The following is a 14,997-nucleotide window of genomic DNA, read 5'->3' on the forward strand; positions in this document are numbered from 1 at the left end:
TCTTAAAAATATTCGACAAGGAGATACTCTTTGTTTTAACTAAAGCATTTTTTTGTTAATTAAATTGTTCACAAAAATTCTAAATTATCCTCACAGTACACCCACGATTACCTAATTTTAGTTAGGCTAAATTTAAAACACAAAGTATGCAATTAAGCAACGAAGAAGAAGATTATAACTTATCCTTATCAAAATTTGAGTCCATGTTGAAAACCAACAAGGTATTCTTTTTCGACTCCGAAGAATTTGAAGAAATTATCCTTCATTATCTGGATATGGGCAAAGCCACTTTGGCAAAAAAAGCCCTCAAATTAGCCTTGGAACAACATCCTAAAGCAACAGGACTTAAACTCGTGCAAGTCGAGATGCTTGTGTATGATGATAAATTAGAACTCGCTGAAAAAATATTGAATGAGTTGTATGCTATTGAACCCAATAATGAAGAAATATACATTCAAAAAGCAAATATATGCTCTAAAAGAGATCAACATGAAAAAGCTGTTGAACTCTTAAAAATTGCCCTTAAATATACAGATGATCTGGCAGATGTGTATAATTTAATAGGCATGGAGTATTTGTTTATGGACAATTTTGAATTGGCAAAAACCAATTTCATCAATTGTCTTGAGGAAGATCTTGAAGATCAATCAGCGTTGTATAACGTGGTATATTGTTTTGAATTTTTAGATCAAAATCAAGATGCGATCCAATTTCTAAAAGAATACATTGATAAAAATCCGTATAGTGAAATTGCTTGGCACCAACTAGGACGTTTGCATTACAGCGTAAAAGAATATGAAGAAGCTATACGTGCTTATGAATACGCAACGCTGATAGATGATGAATTTGTGGGTGCTTTTATGGAAAAAGCAAAGGCATACGAACGTCTAAAAAATTATGAAAAAGCCGTTGAAAGTTACAGCAGAACTATTGAGCTAGATGATGCAACTTCTTATGCGCTGTTGCGAATGGGAAAATGTCATGAAAAACTTGGCAATACCGCTCTAGCTCTCAAATATTATAATCAAACCGTGCATGAAGATCCTTTACTAGATAAAGGCTGGATTGCAATAACCGATTTTTATGTACGTCAAAAAAACTATCAAAAAGCACTCTATTTTGTAAACAAAGCCCTTGCAATTGACAACCAAAACAAACTGTATTGGAAACGATTTGCAAGCATCAACAAAAAAATGGGCTTTTTTGAAGAAGCAACCTTTGGATACAAAAAAGCAGTTGAATATGGAGAAACAAGCCTTGATGTTTGGCTTTTTTGGGTAGATATTTTACAATTTCAAGGTGAATTTATGCCGGCAGTACAAACACTTTTGCAGGCTACCGAATATTATCCTGAAGAAAACGAAATTGAATACCGATTAGCTGGTTTATATTATTTACTAAACGATACAACGAAGGCAAAATTTCATTTGAGTAATGCTTTACGTCTCAATGCAGCCAATTCAAAGTTATTAAAAAATTCTTTCCCATCTGTTTGGGAGAAAAAATCAGTGCAAAACCACATCAAAAAATATACGGGTACAAATGACGGAGAGTAATACAAGACGTTTTGGGTTAGTAGGACGTAACATCAGTTATTCTTTTTCTAAAAAATATTTTACTGAGAAATTTGCTGCGGCAGGTTTTGAGGGTTGTACTTATGAAAATTTTGACATCCAAGACATTCAAGATTTTCCAACAATTCGGTTTGAAAACAAAGATATACAAGGACTTAATGTAACCATTCCGTACAAAGAAACGGTTATTCCTTATCTAGATTCCTTATCCAAAAAAGCTGCGCTTATAGGTGCCGTAAATACCATACGCGTTACAAAAAAAGGCAAACTAAAAGGATACAATACTGATTATTTTGGCTTTAAAAAATCCCTGATACCCTTACTGCAACCTCATCACAAGAAAGCCTTGATTTTAGGCACAGGTGGAGCTTCTAAAGGCGTTGCTTTTGCTCTTGATGAGCTTGACATTCCGTATGTATTTGTATCAAGAGAAGCTACTGAAACAAGCATAAGTTATGACCGAATTAATGCTACAACATTTGATAATTACCAAATCATAATTAATGCTACGCCAGTAGGTACAAGCCCAAATACTGATGCTTTCCCACTACTGCCCTATTCGTTTTTTACCGAGAAGCACATTGCCTACGATTTGATTTACAATCCCGCAGAAACACAATTTTTGAAAAAAGCTGCTGCTCAAGGCGCTCAAACAAAAAATGGCTTAGACATGCTTATTTTTCAAGCTGAAAAAGCTTGGAAAATTTGGAATAAGTAAAAAATAATCCCGCTAAAAACTTTTTTTTTTAAAGTTAAGCTGTTGATAGTTTTACATCCATTTTTTGACACTTCTGTTTAAAAAGTTTTCTGTTATATTCTAGATTCCTAGCCCAGATGGAAGCGGCATCCTTTAGGGTCCTGATTTTTTTCAGGATCCTAAAGATATAGCGTACAGCTGGAGAAAGCTCCTAATTAAAAATATCATTTGATCTATGATTAATAAAATGGCTTGTATATTTTGTATTTTGGTAAGGCTTTACTACCTTTCGGACTCAATATTATTTAGAAACCTTATACATTTAAAAAAATGTTAGAAGAAAAGAATGACAACCTGGATCAACATCAAGTCGATGCAGATGGAAATGGTACCGAAACAATCTTGAATGCTACTACTGCAACTCCTGATGATTTAAGTGAACTAACGCAACCTGAAGCTGTACTAATTGAAGCTGATGCTACTACTGCAACAGATGCTATTGCTGCTAGTAATGCAGAGGAAAGCGAAGATGAAACACTGAAAGAGCGCCATGAAATTCCTATGAAGGATTATGATGCACTTGCACTTGAGGAGCTTATTGAGGAACTTAAAGGTTTTGTTTCTAGCGATAAAGCTCTTGCCTACAAGGATCATATTGAAGAAATAAAGAAAGCTTTTTTAGCTAAATATAATCATTTAGTTGAAGAAAAGAAAGAGGAATTCCTTGCAGAAAATCAAGATCCTACTGAAGAGTTTGAATACCACTCTCCATTAAAGAGTCAGTTTGATAAATTATATTCGCAATTTCGTGAGGTAAAGAATGCTCATTTTAAAAGCTTACAAACTAACTTAAAAAATAACCTGGAAAATAGGCTTGCTATTGTTGAGGAATTAAAAGAACTTATAAATCCGCAAGCTAACATCAAGGACACGCTAAAACATTTTAATGATTTAAGAGAGCGATGGAATAATGCAGGGGCTATTCCTAAGGATAAGTACAACCATGTGTGGAATAATTATCATTTTCATGTTGAAAATTTTTATGATTATTTACACCTTGATCGTGAAGCGAGAGACCTTGATTTTAAACACAACCTGGAATTAAAACAAAAAATTGTTGCCCGTGTTGAAGAACTGGTTCTTGAAAAAGATGTTAATAAAGCTTTTAGAGAATTACAAGATTTACATAAAATCTGGAAAGAAGATATTGGTCCTGTTTCAAGAGAACACCGTGATGCTATCTGGAATCAGTTTAGCGATTTGACTAAAAAAATGCACGATAAACGTGAAGTTTTATTTGAAAATCAGCGTGCAGTTGAGTTAGCTAATCTAGAAAATAAAAAAGCCATTATTGCTCAAATTGAAGTTCTGGCTACTGAAAAAGTGAATGCTCACTCGCAGTGGCTTGGTCAAATAGAAAAGGTTGAGGCATTGCGCACTGCTTTTTTCTCGGCTGGAAAAGTTCCTTCAGAAGTTAATGAGGAAACGTGGAGCCAATTTAAAAACGCGGTACGTAATTTTAATTCTTTTAAAAATTCTTTCTACAAAGACATTAAAAAAGATCAAAACGACAATCTTGCTAAAAAAACTGCACTTGTAGCAAAAGCAAAAGCACTACAAGAAAGCACTGATTTTGCTGCCACTACACCTATAATGAAGCAAATTCAAGAGGAGTGGAAAGAAATAGGTCATGTTCCTAGAAAATATTCGGACAAAATATGGAAAGAGTTTAGGGAAGCTTGCAACCACTATTTTGAACACCTTAAAGAGCATAAAAAAGAGGAAAACAGTGAAGAAGTTGCTGCATTTGAAGGTAAAAAAACATATCTAGAATCGCTGAGAGAATTTCAACTTACAGGTGATCATAAAACCGATCTTGATGCTATAAAACTTCATATTGAAAACTGGAAAGGTTTTGGTAAAGTACCTTTTGCTAGAAGGCATATTGAAGGGAAATTTAACAAAATTCTAGATGCTCTTTTTGAAAAATTAAGCTTGAGTAAAAAGGATACTGACATGATGCGTTTTGCTAACAGAATGGATCAATTATCTGAAAGTAATGATTCTAGAAAACTAGATAGTGAGAAAATTTTCATTATGCGTAAAATTGAGGAAGTACAGAATGAAATTTTCCAATTGGAAAACAACATTCAGTTTTTTGCCAATACTCGTAATGCTAAGAAAGAGAATTCAATTGTATTGGAAGTTCGTAAAAACATTGCCATTCACAAAGAAAGTCTTGATGTATGGAAAGAAAAACTAAAACAATTAAAAAATATTAAAATAGAAGAATAGATTTTTACCCACAAGATAGTAAACCCCAATCCAGCAGGATTGGGGTTTCTTGTTTTTATGAGGTTTCTACATGATAATTATCATTTTTATCTTGGCAGACTCGTTCTACTTTTGGTGTGACAAAATGTTTTATTATGAAAAATTCTTTGATTCAAAAATATAATGTACCCGGCCCTAGATACACTAGCTACCCTACCGTTCCTTACTGGGATGAAAGTGATTTTACAAGTGATTTATGGATTCAAACGTTACAACAATCTTTTCGTAAAAGTGGTCCTCAAGAAGGTCTTAGTTTGTATATTCACTTGCCATTTTGCGAAAGCTTATGTACTTTTTGTGGGTGTAATAAGCGAATTACAAAAAATCACGCCGTAGAACATCCATACATTATGGCCGTTTTAAAAGAATGGACTTTATATTGCAAACTATTGGGCGAAAAACCTACAATCAAAGAAATACATCTAGGCGGTGGCACACCTACTTTTTTTTCGACTCAAAATTTAGAGGACTTAATAAACGGCATTTTTATGCATGCCAATAAATCTGTGGATAACGAATTTAGTTTCGAAGGGCATCCTAACAATACAACCTATGCTCACTTACAAAAACTATATGAGCTTGGCTTTAGAAGAGTAAGTTTTGGGGTGCAAGATTATGCTGAAAAAGTTCAGAAAGCTATTCACAGAGTACAACCGTTTCATAATGTAGCAAAAGTAACCTTTTGGGCAAGAGCTATTGGGTATACATCAATAGGTCATGATATTATTTATGGGTTACCGTTTCAAGAAATTGACGATGTAATAGACACTATTGAAAAGACAAAATCCCTTAAACCAGACCGATTGGCATTTTATAGTTACGCGCACGTGCCTTGGATAAAAGGAAATGGGCAGCGCGGTTTTAATGACGAAGATTTACCTCAAGATGATAAAAAGAGACAATTATATGAAACTGGTAAAGAGTTATTATATGAGAATGGATATCATGAAATAGGGATGGATCATTTTGCTTTAGAAACCGATGCACTTTACATTGCTTTTCAAGAAAAAACTTTACACCGTAATTTTATGGGATATAGTGCTTCAAAAACTCCGTTAATGATAGGTCTTGGCGTATCCTCAATAAGTGACAGCTGGTATGGTTTTGCTCAAAATGCTAAAAACTTAGACGATTACTACCAAATGCTTGAATGGGATAGACTGCCCGTTTTTAGAGGTCATATCTTAACTCGTGAAGACCTCATCATTAGAAAACACATTTTAAATTTAATGTGTCAATTTGAAACTTCTTGGCATGATGCTTCATTATATTTTGAAGAACTGCCCGAAGTATTGGAGCAGCTAGAAGAAATGGAAAAAGACGCTCTTATCGTGATACATGAAAATAGCCTTGTAATTACAGAAAAAGGCAAACCTTATATTCGAAATATAGGAATGGCATTTGACTTAAGATTGAAAAGAAAAGCGCCAGAAACGGCTCTTTTTTCGATGACAATTTAATACCTAATCATACAAAATGATAAAGCACGCTCAAGGCGTGCTTTGTAATTTAGACTACCATTATTTGTTTAATGACAAGTGGCATTAGATTGAATAAACAAACTCATTGTTGACGGTGATACATATGGAATACCCAAACCTAAACCTCGCAAAATAAACAAACATCCCATTGTTATGGCCACATAGGGAATTAATCTCTGAATTCGGTTTCGCATAGGCAATGTAATATATCCCTGTATTAAAACAATACTACTCATAAGCGGAATAGTACCTAACCCAAAAAGTATCATGTATACAACACCCCAACCTGCATTTTGCATAGCAATAGCTCCAAATAAGGCAACGTAAACCATACCACAAGGTAAAAATCCGTTTAGTAAACCTATTGTAAACAATGACTTGTAACTTTTATTTTTGAACTGTGCTCCTAAAGTTGATTTAATACCAGCCACGAATTTAAATATAGGCTTAGAAAAATTATATCTAGCAAATAACTTTTCAGGAATAAGTACCACTGCAATCATTGCAATTCCTATCCCTATAGAAAGTTGCTGCTGTATGCCCGCCATAAAAAAACCTTTGCCCACTAAACCAAATACAAATCCTATGGTACCGTAAGCTGAAATTCTACCCAAATGATACGTGATTATTTGTAAAACTCTTTTAGAGGAGTTATTCCTGTCTACAGGCAACATCATAGCAATAGGACCACACATCCCGATGCAATGAAAACTGCTTAATAAACCAAATATAATTGCTGTGTAAAACATGTTGTATTCTTATTGATCTAAGAAATAATGAAGAACATTTTGTTGAAATGATTTCTGGTACTTACCTCACGTAAACCGTTTCCTTTGACAAATATGATGTTCCGTTGTATTGCCATTCCATATTAATGTCCCAACGGCCGCCTGCTAAACTTTTTTTAGGAATGAGCAAAGTTGTAGCATTAGATAATGAAATAGGAATTTCAAAATCTAATTTTTTATTAGACGGCCTGTATAGAGACACTTTCCCTTTTATTTTATTGGTTTCAAAAGTCTTAGGAAATTCCACTTCTATTCCGTTTACATTGTTGTTTATAATTGGCTTTTGAGCCAAATCTACAGCATTTTGTATGCGTGTCATCTCCTCAGCAAAATGAGCATCATATTTGTAATACTCCTCTACAACCAATTCATTATCATATTTAGAATCAGACTGTACCGTAAATACAAAAAACAAAATGAATGTCATAAACAATCCAAAAGCAATTACTATTCCTGTTCCCCAACCTATTTTCATGTTCTTACTATTTGCTTGTTATACTTTAATTAAAACTACGCGGACTTAAAAAACTGGTGGTTGTAGTTTCTATTTTATCATTGCCGTTGTAAACTTCAATTTTTAGATTTGTTTTATCGGTATCTAAAATATTTTGATTGATTTCAATAAAAAGTGTTCCGCTGTTCATGCTTTGTTTATCCACTTTTAAGTATTGGGTTCCTACAATTTTCAGACTCCCTTTGGTTCCCACTAATTTAAAATGAACCCTGTCAAGACCTTTACTAGTTTTATTGATCACCTTAAATGTGTACACATTACTTATATTGTCCCCTTTGTGTTGAAACAATTGCCCTGGCAACCTTAGAATCACCGCCTCAACATCTGAACGAAGGAACAACAAACCTATCAAAACACCCGTTAAAATGAACAAAACGGCTGAATACCCTTTCATTCTAGTGGTGAATTTGAATTTTTTCTCCTTTTCAATCTCCTCTTCAGATGCGTATCTAATAAGACCCTCGGGCAGTCCTACACTATTCATAATAGTATTGCATTCATCAATACAAGCCGTACAATTGATGCATTCTAGCTGTGTTCCGTTACGAATATCAATTCCTGTGGGGCAAACGTTTACGCATTGTTTACAATCAATACAGTCTCCTTTCCCAGTGGCACTCCTATCCTCTTGCTTATTGAATTTTGATCTTCCAGCAGTTTTTTCACCTCGAACAAAATCATAGGCTACATTTATGGATTTATCATCTAATAAAACACCTTGTAACCTACCGTAAGGACATGCTATAATACAAACTTGTTCTCTAAACCAAACAAATACAAAATAGAACACACCAGTAAAAATACATAATGAAACTAAGGTGCTGATGTGGTTACGTGGTCCCTCCTCAATCATTTTGTAAAGGGCATCACTGCTGATGAGATAGGCCAAAAAAACATTGGCAATAAAAAATGATATTATTAAAAAAATGAACCATTTTAGCCCTTTCTTTCTAATCTTCTCAGCGTTCCATTCCTGTTTATGCAAACGAATTTGAGCGCCTCTATCTCCCTCTATCCAATATTCAATTCTTCGGAAAACCATTTCGAGAAAAATAGTTTGGGGACAAATCCATCCGCAAAAAATACGTCCAAAAATAACCGTAAAAAGAATAACGAAAACAATTCCGATAATCATAAAAAGCACAAACAGATAAAAATCTTGTGGCCAAAAAGGAAATCCAAAAATAGTAAACCTGCGTTCTAGAATGTTGAACATCATGAACTGGTTGCCATTCACTTTAACAAATGGATTTGCTACTAAGACAATCAATAAAAAATAGCTTACCCATTTACGGTACTCATACAACTTCCCGGAAGGTTTTTTAGGATAGATAAATTTTCTATTACCCGCTTCGTCAATAGTTCCTATGGTATCTCTAAACGCTTCGTCTGATGAATTTGACATTATTTTAATTTATAAAAACGAGTTTACAAAACTTGGAACTGATGTTCAAACACCAGTCCCAGGATGAAAATTATTTAGCAGCGACTACTGCACTTTCTTCAACCCATACTTCCCCTTCAGATGCTTTTGCATCAGGTGGGTTGCTGCCTTTCAAGGATAAAATATAACTAGCAACTTTTTGCATTTCTTTTGGCTTTAAGGTCCCTTTCCAGGATATCATTCCTTTTCCGTCACGGCCTCCATTAACCAGAGTATGAAAAACATTCTTTATACCACCGCCCAAAATCCATTGATCATCGGTTAAATTTGGACCTATTTGACCACCAGCATCAGCTCTATGACAAGCAGCACAATTCGTATTAAAAATTTCTTTTCCAGCAGCTAAATCAGCTGGTTCTGTCAATAAGGTTACCGTTTTTTCATCCATCAAGTCTGGAGCAGTTTTCATATATTCAGCAATCTCAATTTTGGCTTGAGCCACTTCTTTTTGAAGCTCCATTTCTTGATTATCTGCTCCCAATACTTCATATCGTACCATGTACACTACTCCAAAAAGTATACACGCATAAAACAAATACACCCACCATGGCGGCAAATTATTATCAAGTTCCTTAATACCATCATAATCATGATCTAATAACAACTGTCCTTCATTATCAAGAGGCTGCGTTTTAGTCAGTTTTGCCATTAGATTTTTATACCACGCCTGATCTTGAAAACGAATGTTTTGTTTTTTATGCAAAGCTTCTTTTTGATCTTGCGTCATTAATTGATATGTAATGGTATCAACAGCTTTCCAAGTAATTTCTACTGCAATCAATAAAAAAAGAAATACTAATAAAAACACGGTGACCATTGGGAATTTTATAAATGCAGGTCGATCTCCTGAGTCAATGAAATACTCCATTACCATAAAAACAGTAAAGAAAATTACAGGAACTCTAACGTATACAGGAAAATTATTTTTCATTCTAACTAGTTTAAATACTACAATTAATTATCGCTCAATGGCATCTGGCTCAACTCCTTAATTTTTTCTTTATTATAAGAGAAAACCCAAAGACCTAGACCTACAAAAAAGAAAAAGAAAATTAATAAAGACAGAATAGGATATATGGCTACACCATCAATGGTCTCCATATTGTGTTTAATTTGTTCAAACATAACTACTATTTTTTTACTTTAATATCAGTACCCAAACGTTGCATATAAGCTATTAAAGCCACAATTTCTCTTTCGTTCATTGGCACAAATTTTTCACCTCTTGCTTCGGCTTTCTTCTTACTTTCTTCGTAGCTTTTTACAAAATCAGGGTCGTTTTTTAAACTCTCTTCAATGGCAACCGCTTGTTTACGCAAATCATCAAGTCCACCAGCAATTTGCGCAGGAGTGTAAGGAACTCCTAGTGTAGACATCACTTCCATTTTCTTTTGGGTCATGGAAATATCCATAGGTTTATTATCAAAAAGCCATTTGTAACCCGGCATAATAGAACCAGCAGATATACTTTGTGGGTTCCAAAAGTGATTGAAATGCCAGTTGTCATTGTACTTTCCACCTACTCTTAATAAATCGGGTCCAGTACGTTTTGATCCCCATAAAAATGGATGATCGTATACAAATTCTCCTGCTTTTGATTGAGGTCCGTAACGTTCTACTTCGCTTCTAAATGGTCGTACCGATTGAGAGTGACAACCTACACAGCCCTCACGAATGTATAAATCGCGTCCCTCCAGTTCAAGAGGAGAATATGGTTTTACGCTGGTTATCGTAGGGATGTTAGACTTTACCATTATAGTAGGCACAATTTGAATCACACCACCTATTAAGATTGCTACTGTTGCCAAAATAGTCAGTTGAATAGGCTTGCGCTCTAACCAAGGGTGGAATTTTTCACCCTTAACTCTACTTGAACTTATTTTTAGTAACGCAGGAGCTTCGGCGTGTTCGTCTTCTACTTTTGATCCAAATCGAACCGTTTGCCAAATGTTATACACTAATACAAACATTCCTACCAAGTACATCGTTCCTCCAATGGCTCTCATCCAATACATAGGCATGATTTGAGTAACCGTTTCTAGAAAATTACCATACGTTAACGTTCCGTCAGGATTAAATTGTTTCCACATTGAAGCTTGTAAAAATCCCGCAACATACATAGGAACAGTATACAAGATGATTCCGAGAGTTCCTATCCAAAAATGAAAATTAGCTAATTTTGTAGAGTACAAATTACTCTTGGTCATTCTAGGTACTAACCAATAAATCATACCAAATGCCATAAAACCATTCCAAGCTAGCGCACCTACGTGAACGTGTGCAATAATCCAGTCTGTGTAATGTGCAATAGCATTAACATTTTTAAGAGACAACATCGGACCTTCAAAAGTGGCCATACCATACCCGGTAATTGCTACTACAAAAAACTTTAAAACAGGTTCTACTCTTACCTTATCCCAAACTCCTCTTAGCGTTAAAAGTCCGTTGATCATTCCTCCCCAAGATGGAGCAATTAACATGATTGAGAAAGCAACACCTAAATTTTGAGCCCAGTTGGGCAATGCCGAATATAATAAATGGTGTGGACCTGCCCAGATATAAATAAAAATCAACGACCAAAAGTGAATAATTGAAAGGCGGTACGAATACACCGGACGGTTAGCCGCCTTTGGAATAAAGTAATACATCAAACCTAAAAAAGGTGTGGTTAAGAAAAAAGCAACCGCATTATGACCATACCACCATTGAACTAGTGCATCTTGAACACCCGCATATACAGAATAACTTTTTAAACCAGAAACTGGCAATGCCAAACTATTAAAAATATGTAAAACTGCAACAGTAACAAAAGTGGCCAAATAAAACCAAATAGCAACATATAAATGGCGTTCTCTACGTTTTAAAATAGTACCAATCATATTGATCCCAAAAATAACCCAGATCAAAGCAATTGCAATGTCTATAGGCCATTCTAGCTCCGCATATTCCTTAGATGTACTGTATCCTAATGGTAAAGAAACAGCCGCCGCAACAATAATTAATTGCCATCCCCAAAAATGCAGATTGCTTAAAAAATCATTAAACATTCTTGCTTTTAAAAGGCGCTGCATAGAGTAATAAATACCTGCAAACATAGCATTCCCTACAAAGGCAAAAATAACAGCATTAGTATGTAATGGTCTCAATCGACCAAAACTCAACCAAGAAACTCCATCGGTGATATTTGGGAATAGAAACATAAAAGCAAGAATAAGTCCCACTAACATTCCTACTACCCCAAAAACTATGGTGGCGTAAATGAATTTTTTTACAATTTTGTTGTCATAATAAAACTGCTGCATTTCCATATTTATAATTATTTTGAAAGTTGTTTATTGATTATTTTTGAGTTTCTAGATATTCTGTTTTTAAAGACTCTTCCTTATTTTTTGTTTCTTTTTGAATTAACTCATCCTCAAAAAGCATTCGAACAGAGGGAGTATAATCATCATCATATTGTCCTGTTTTGACTGCTCTAATAAATGCTATAAAAAAACCTATAGCTACTAGAATACTGATGGATATTAATAAATAAATGACACTCATATTGTATTTTTATTTCAACAAAGTTACTGGGATGCATTCACGTAAAATATGACATTTATCATACTTGAAACATTTGTTAATGAAATGTGAACTTTGTAAATATTTAATGAACTAGTGTTTTCTTTTAGCATAATAATTACTCATTACCGTAACAAAACTGACTATAGTTATGGTACTCAATGGCATAATAATAGCCGCTACAAGTGGTAATAAATTTCCTGTTATGGCAAATCCTAATCCCACTACATTATACAGTAATGAAACTACAAAGCTCATTTTTATAGTGGTAATAGCATCTTTAGAATACTGTAAAAAGAAGTTTAGTTTTTGAAACTCTTCGGCATCCAAAATAGCATCGCAAGCAGGCGAAAACACATTCACATTCTCTGAAATAGATATTCCGATATGGCTTTGCGCCAATGCACCCGCATCATTAAGTCCATCGCCTACCATCATCACATTCTTACCTTCGGCCTGCAAAGCTTTGATAAACTCTAGTTTTTGTTCTGGTTTTTGATTAAAAATTAATGCTGTACCTTTCGGCAAAAGAGCTTCAAGAGTAGCTCTTTCTCCATCATTATCTCCTGATAAAATTTTAATTTCGTACTTCTTACTCAAATCTTGAAAAAGTTTCGCTAAACCATCTCTATACTGATTCATGAAGATATATTTCCCATAATAAACTTCGTCAATGGTAATGTATACAACGGTATTTTCAAGTTCAACTTCACTATCTAAACCTTTATTATCCGTCTCCAAATTTGTATGGAGCACAAAATCTCTTGAACCAATTTTTATACTACTTCCAGCAACCAGAGCTTGAATACCTTTACCAGCTTGTTCTTCAAAATTCTCTACTTTAATCAATTTTGTTTCAGGTAAAAAATCATATAACATTCTGCTCAACGGATGATTTGAACCTCGTAGCGCATTTTTTATTAATGCATTAGTTTTTGAATTAATTGCGGCCTCTTGAACTTCAATCCCATTTATTTCGCTGGGTGGCACATACGTAATTTTAGATTTTTTATTGGTAGTAATTGTTCCTGTTTTGTCAAAAACTATGGTGTCTACTTTGGCTAATTGTTCTATAACCAAAGCATTTTTAAGGTAAAATTTTTGTTTTCCTAAAATTCGTAAGACATTCCCAAAAGTGAATGGAGCGGTCAATGCAAGCGCGCAAGGACATGCTACAATAAGAACGGCGGTAAAAACATTAAAAGCAGTATTGGCATTAATAAAAATCCAATATCCAAACCCTATAAAAGCAATTAACAATAATATCGGAGTAAAATATCGACTGATTTTGTCAGTAATTGTTTTGTGTTTTTGCTCCACATTTTTCTGGAACACATCATTACTCCACAGCTGTGTTAAATAGCTTTGAGAAACGGTTTGCAAGACTTCCATTTCTATCATCTTCCCAATTTGTTTTCCACCTGCAAAAACTTTATCTCCAGAATACTTTACAATGGGAACTGCTTCTCCGGTAACAAAACTATAGTCTATTTCTGCTTTTTCAGACAGTAATATACCATCAACGGGAATGAGTTCTTGATTTCTAATCAGCAATCTATTTCCTTTTTCAACCTCATAAATAGGAATACTCAACTCCGTTCCGTCAGGATTAACTTTAGTTATTGCAATAGGGAAATAAGACTTAAAATCTCTTTCAAAACTCAAAAAACTATAGGTTTTTATTTGGAACATTTTGCCAAGGAGCATAAAAAAGATAAGTCCTGTCAAACTATCAAAAAAACCAGAACCATAATCCATGATAATATCAAAAGTACTGCGCACAAACATTACAATAATTCCTAAGGCAATAGGAATATCAATATTGAGCATTTTGGTTTTTATACTCTTGTAGGCAGACACATAATAACCGCTTGCCGAGTAGAAAAAACTAGGCAATGATAAAGCAAATATTAACCATCTAAAAAAACCTCGATAGTGGTCCAGCCAATACTCCTTAACTTCAAAATATTCTGGAAAAGAAAGTAACATAATATTCCCAAAACAAAAGAAAGCAACACCCAGTTTGTAGGTCAAACTTCTATCTACAACAGCCTTACCAGATTCGTAGTTTTCTAAACTTATATAAGGTTCATAGCCTATAGAACTCAGCAATAAAACAATTTCTTTGACAGATACCGTAGCGGAGTTAAAGGTAATGCGTACTCTCTTTTCAGGAAAGTTGACCTGTGAAGTGCTTATGCCTTTTTGAAGACGTTGTAAATTTTCCAGAATCCAAATACACGAGCTACAATGTATGTGTGGTATGTTAAGTGAAATAATTGTTGTTTCATTTTCTTTGAATTCCAATAGTTTTGATACAATACTTTCATTGTCTAAAAAATCATATTTTCCATTTGTATTTTGCGGTGTTGCTCCAGGTGATTTCTCAAAATCATAATAGCTTTTTAAATCGTTTTGATTGAAAATTTCATACACTGTTTTACAACCCGTGCAACAAAAAATTTTATCGTCAAAAAATATTTCTTCGGCTTTTATGACATCTAATCCACAATGGAAACAGTTGTTTTTCTCCATAACTTTGCTCATTTTTCCTGAAGCAAAGAACCTAAACGAATGTTAATTAAAATATGATATTTATCA

General features: G+C 34.2%; 12 protein-coding genes. 4 read left to right on the forward strand and 8 right to left on the reverse strand.

The window, feature by feature from the left end; translation table 11 throughout:
- The first annotated feature begins 146 nt into the window (after positions 1-146).
- From LQ189_RS09360 to hemN, 4 genes are all read left to right on the forward strand, one after another.
- Positions 147-1,556, forward strand: a complete 1,410-nt coding sequence (locus tag LQ189_RS09360; RefSeq protein WP_086453118.1) for a lipopolysaccharide assembly protein LapB — start codon at positions 147-149, stop codon at positions 1,554-1,556.
- A complete protein-coding gene (locus LQ189_RS09365) occupies positions 1,543-2,292 on the forward strand; it encodes a shikimate dehydrogenase (protein WP_230156124.1) in 750 nt (249 codons plus the stop codon). The genes LQ189_RS09360 and LQ189_RS09365 overlap by 14 nt, the downstream gene beginning before the upstream one ends.
- Before the next feature lie 309 nt (positions 2,293-2,601).
- Positions 2,602-4,566 carry a DUF349 domain-containing protein gene (locus LQ189_RS09370; RefSeq protein ID WP_230156131.1) on the forward strand — a complete coding sequence of 655 codons (1,965 nt, stop codon included), beginning with the start codon at positions 2,602-2,604 and terminating at the stop codon, positions 4,564-4,566.
- 134 nt (positions 4,567-4,700) lie between these two features.
- On the forward strand, positions 4,701-6,065 hold the full coding sequence (gene hemN / locus LQ189_RS09375) for an oxygen-independent coproporphyrinogen III oxidase (protein WP_230156133.1): 1,365 nt from the start codon (positions 4,701-4,703) through the stop codon (positions 6,063-6,065).
- Between the two features lie 68 nt (positions 6,066-6,133).
- On the opposite strand, the gene LQ189_RS09380 is transcribed toward hemN, so the two are convergent.
- The 8 genes from LQ189_RS09380 to LQ189_RS09415 form a co-directional block, all read right to left on the reverse strand.
- Positions 6,134-6,835 carry a sulfite exporter TauE/SafE family protein gene (locus tag LQ189_RS09380; RefSeq protein WP_230156135.1) on the reverse strand — a complete coding sequence of 234 codons (702 nt, stop codon included), beginning with the start codon at positions 6,833-6,835 and terminating at the stop codon, positions 6,134-6,136.
- Positions 6,836-6,896: 61 nt separating this feature from the next.
- Entirely contained in the window at positions 6,897-7,349 is a 453-nt protein-coding gene (locus tag LQ189_RS09385) for a FixH family protein (RefSeq protein ID WP_230156137.1), read from the reverse strand.
- A gap of 25 nt (positions 7,350-7,374) precedes the next feature.
- Entirely contained in the window at positions 7,375-8,793 is a 1,419-nt protein-coding gene (ccoG, locus tag LQ189_RS09390) for a cytochrome c oxidase accessory protein CcoG (protein WP_230156139.1), read from the reverse strand.
- Between the two features lie 70 nt (positions 8,794-8,863).
- The gene (locus LQ189_RS09395; protein WP_230156141.1) at positions 8,864-9,763 is read right to left on the reverse strand and encodes a cbb3-type cytochrome c oxidase N-terminal domain-containing protein; all 900 of its coding nucleotides are present in this window, start codon (positions 9,761-9,763) and stop codon (positions 8,864-8,866) included.
- Between the two features lie 23 nt (positions 9,764-9,786).
- Positions 9,787-9,957: a CcoQ/FixQ family Cbb3-type cytochrome c oxidase assembly chaperone gene (locus LQ189_RS09400; protein ID WP_221917321.1), complete on the reverse strand. Its 171-nt coding sequence runs from the start codon at positions 9,955-9,957 to the stop codon at positions 9,787-9,789.
- Between the two features lie 5 nt (positions 9,958-9,962).
- Entirely contained in the window at positions 9,963-12,140 is a 2,178-nt protein-coding gene (gene ccoN / locus LQ189_RS09405; RefSeq protein WP_230156143.1) for a cytochrome-c oxidase, cbb3-type subunit I, read from the reverse strand.
- Between the two features lie 31 nt (positions 12,141-12,171).
- Positions 12,172-12,378, reverse strand: a complete 207-nt coding sequence (gene ccoS, locus LQ189_RS09410; protein WP_158729497.1) for a cbb3-type cytochrome oxidase assembly protein CcoS — start codon at positions 12,376-12,378, stop codon at positions 12,172-12,174.
- 111 nt (positions 12,379-12,489) lie between these two features.
- A complete protein-coding gene (locus LQ189_RS09415; RefSeq protein ID WP_230158655.1) occupies positions 12,490-14,931 on the reverse strand; it encodes a heavy metal translocating P-type ATPase metal-binding domain-containing protein in 2,442 nt (813 codons plus the stop codon).
- Positions 14,932-14,997: the final 66 nt, after the last annotated feature.

The sequence above is a fragment of the Flavobacterium sp. CECT 9288 genome (genome assembly GCF_918731615.1).
Classification (GTDB): Bacteria; Bacteroidota; Bacteroidia; order Flavobacteriales; family Flavobacteriaceae; genus Flavobacterium.

What these genes read in the sequence shown, in the direction of transcription:
- LQ189_RS09365 (WP_230156124.1), top strand. Translation starts at nt 1,543, where the DNA reads ATGACGGAGAGTAATACAAGACGTTTTGGGTTAGTAGGACGTAACATC.
- ccoS (WP_158729497.1), bottom strand. Translation starts at nt 12,378, where the DNA reads ATGAGTGTCATTTATTTATTAATATCCATCAGTATTCTAGTAGCTATA.
- LQ189_RS09395 (WP_230156141.1), bottom strand. Translation starts at nt 9,763, where the DNA reads ATGAAAAATAATTTTCCTGTATACGTTAGAGTTCCTGTAATTTTCTTT.
- LQ189_RS09400 (WP_221917321.1), bottom strand. Translation starts at nt 9,957, where the DNA reads ATGTTTGAACAAATTAAACACAATATGGAGACCATTGATGGTGTAGCC.
- ccoN (WP_230156143.1), bottom strand. Translation starts at nt 12,140, where the DNA reads ATGGAAATGCAGCAGTTTTATTATGACAACAAAATTGTAAAAAAATTC.
- hemN (WP_230156133.1), top strand. Translation starts at nt 4,701, where the DNA reads ATGAAAAATTCTTTGATTCAAAAATATAATGTACCCGGCCCTAGATAC.
- LQ189_RS09385 (WP_230156137.1), bottom strand. Translation starts at nt 7,349, where the DNA reads ATGAAAATAGGTTGGGGAACAGGAATAGTAATTGCTTTTGGATTGTTT.
- LQ189_RS09380 (WP_230156135.1), bottom strand. Translation starts at nt 6,835, where the DNA reads ATGTTTTACACAGCAATTATATTTGGTTTATTAAGCAGTTTTCATTGC.
- LQ189_RS09370 (WP_230156131.1), top strand. Translation starts at nt 2,602, where the DNA reads ATGTTAGAAGAAAAGAATGACAACCTGGATCAACATCAAGTCGATGCA.
- ccoG (WP_230156139.1), bottom strand. Translation starts at nt 8,793, where the DNA reads ATGTCAAATTCATCAGACGAAGCGTTTAGAGATACCATAGGAACTATT.
- LQ189_RS09360 (WP_086453118.1), top strand. Translation starts at nt 147, where the DNA reads ATGCAATTAAGCAACGAAGAAGAAGATTATAACTTATCCTTATCAAAA.
- LQ189_RS09415 (WP_230158655.1), bottom strand. Translation starts at nt 14,931, where the DNA reads ATGGAGAAAAACAACTGTTTCCATTGTGGATTAGATGTCATAAAAGCC.